Source organism: Paraburkholderia sp. UCT2 (genome assembly GCF_014397665.1).
Taxonomy (GTDB): domain Bacteria; phylum Pseudomonadota; class Gammaproteobacteria; order Burkholderiales; family Burkholderiaceae; genus Paraburkholderia; species Paraburkholderia tuberum.
In genome coordinates this window covers 1-2,636 of record NZ_VZQO01000113.1, presented here as the reverse complement: position 1 = coordinate 2,636, position 2,636 = coordinate 1, and the positions used below count along the sequence as shown (strand labels likewise).

The 2,636-nt window shown below is 62.1% G+C and carries 2 protein-coding genes; one reads left to right on the top strand and one right to left on the bottom strand.

Annotated features, from left to right (window positions below):
* Positions 1-873: 873 nt before the first annotated feature.
* On the bottom strand, positions 874-1,494 hold the full coding sequence (locus F6X39_RS35890) for a TetR/AcrR family transcriptional regulator (protein ID WP_187620121.1): 621 nt from the start codon (positions 1,492-1,494) through the stop codon (positions 874-876).
* A 190-nt stretch (positions 1,495-1,684) separates the two neighbouring features.
* Between F6X39_RS35890 and F6X39_RS35885 the strand changes: the two genes are divergently transcribed.
* The coding region (locus F6X39_RS35885) for an efflux transporter outer membrane subunit (protein ID WP_262414939.1) at positions 1,685-2,636 on the top strand (952 nt) is incomplete at its 3' end.

Here is a 2,636-nt window from a genome sequence, read left to right as displayed (position 1 = left end):
CGGCGGGGTGACTAGTTCGTCCGCTCCCCTCCCGTCAGACAACGTAGCGTCGGGTAGCCCCGTCGACTTCAGTACCGCAACAGCGTCCTGGCGTTACAAGGCAACCTTGGCCGCGCGTTGATACGGCTCGCGGCTGCTAATCGCATCAAAATCAAGACGACCAACTGTAGAGAATTGAAATGAAAAAGACCTTCCTTGTACTGTTCGCCTTCCTTACCAGCACATCCGTGCTTGCGCAAAGCAATCTGCCGCAGCAATTGCCGTCGCAGCGGCCAGCGTCCGCCGGGCAACCGTCCACGAAGCAGCTTTCACAGGGTGGGCCGCAGCTTCCGCAACCTCCGCAGCTTCCGACACAAGCGTCGGCGCAAGTCCCGACCCACCTTCCGAAATAACCCCATATGACTGCGCAACCCGCGCAGCCATACCTTGGAGACCGGCGAATGTCGCGGCTACTGGGATTCTGTTCATCGCCGTAGGCGCATGCTATGCACGACGGCGTTTGCCGGCGATTCGTTCATGACGTCGGCAGATCGCTGGCCGCGAGACCGTGGTTGGTTCAGCAATGGACTGCTCTCAACCCTTCCTCAGCAATTCCTCAGCAATTCGATAAGGCGCGGCGTCTTCGCCGGCTGCCTGCGGGTTTCGGGGAGAGCATCGACTGCGATCGGCGTGCCCCGCCATCCGGGCATGATCCGGAGTAGCCGTCCACGGGCCATTCATCGTGACGATTGGCTCCGGAACAGGCTGATACCCATGTCAGGCGTTGCAAACGGCGGATTTCGCCGACGCTGTGCAGGGTGAACCGTCCACCTGGCGACACGGTGGCGGTTCGCTTGCCGTCTCCCAAGGTTCGCGACCGTCCAGGCACCTGGCCTATGCGGCGTCAGTCCCGTCCGTCGGCCCATATGCGGCCAGAAACACGTCGACCGCTCTTTGAACGACTTTGGCGATGTTGCGGGAACTGGTATCCGCCGGTACGCCCAGCAGGCAGAGTTCCAGCAACTCCGCTTCATACAGACCACGCAAATGCGCTGTCGCGATGGCTGCGTTACAGCTGCGTAGCTTCCCGGCGTCAATCAATTGCTGCAGGAAGTCCGTCACCACTTGCCAGCCGGGCTTCGGCCCGCGCTCATAGAACAGGGCGCCGACGTTTGACCGGCCACCTTCAAGATGCGCGAGACGGCGCACCGCGAGCAGTTGCGGTGTCAGGATCGCAACCAGACAGTGCTTGCCGAAGCTCACCAGTGCGTCGCGAACCGGCACAGTGGTCTTGAGTCGCTCGCGTGCAGCTGCTGTTCCCTGTAGCGCGGCGGTGCCCATGAACTCAGTGAACATCTCGTCCTTCGACTTGAAGTAGTTGTAGAGCGTGGCCTTCGACACGCCTGCCCGCGCCGCAATCTCGGACATCGAGGCAAGCTCGAACCCGAATTCACTGAACACCTCAAACGCGGCGTCAACGATCACCTGCCGCTTTGCTTCTGTTTTCACTCTCATCTTCAATGCGCTCCTCCGGTCTGCGCGACCGATCAACGACATGGCCGGCGGCGACGCCCGTGACCGGCCTTCGACTTTCAATGTTGTGATCTTACCATACCTGAACCGTACAGTTTATTTCTGTTGACATGGATGATTTCGATAACTAGACTGTTCAGTATTGTAAAAGGGAGCGAAGGAGCAAGGGATCATGCAAGAGAGCACCGAGGTTGGGATGCAGCACAAACCAGTGAGGCTGGCCGTCGCATTCGCATTCGCCATCGTGGCGAGCGCCTGCGCGCAACTGCCTGACATGCCGCAAAAGCCGGTAACGAAGGACATCAGCAGGTATGAGACGGCACAAAGTCTCGGTGCGGGCGGCGGCAAGCAGGCCGGCACCGCGTCCGCGTGGCCCACCGATCAGTGGTGGCTCGGCTATCGCGATCCGCAACTGAACGGCCTGATTTCAGAGGCGCTCAAGGATGAGCCGACGCTGGCGGCCGCCCAGGCGCGGCTGCATAACGCCGAGGCGTCGGCGCAGGTGGCGGGCGCAGCTCTGCTGCCCGAAATAGACGCGGACGGCTCGGTCCAGAAGAAAAAACAGAGCTACAACAACGGTATTCCCTCGGATTTCGTTCCCCACGGATGGCGCCCCTACGGCAGCGCCGAGCTGAATTTCAGCTACGAAATCGACTTCTGGGGCAAGAATCGCGCTTCGCTAGCCGCCGCCACTTCGGAACTCGAAGCGGCGCGCGCCGATGCGGCGCAGGCCCGCATGGTTCTCTCCGCGTCGATCGCCGCAGCGTATGCCGACCTCGCGCGTCTGTTCGCCGAGCGCGACAGTGCGCAGGCGGCACTGGAGGTCCGCACGCAATCCGCGCAGCTGTTCAGAGAGCGTTTCGCGAACGGGCTGGAAACGCAGGCTGGTGTGAAGCAGGCCGAGTCGAAGCAGCAAAGCGCGCAGGCCGACCTGCTCGCGCTCGACGAATCGATCGCACTGGAACGCAACCAGATCGCCGCATTGATGGGTGCCGGTCCCGACCGCGGCTTGCGCATCGCACGGCCGGCCGTCGATCTGACCCAGCCTGCCGGCATGCCCGCCAACCTTGGACTCGGCCTGCTTGGCCGTCGCCCGGACGTGGTCATTGCACGCCTGCGCGTAG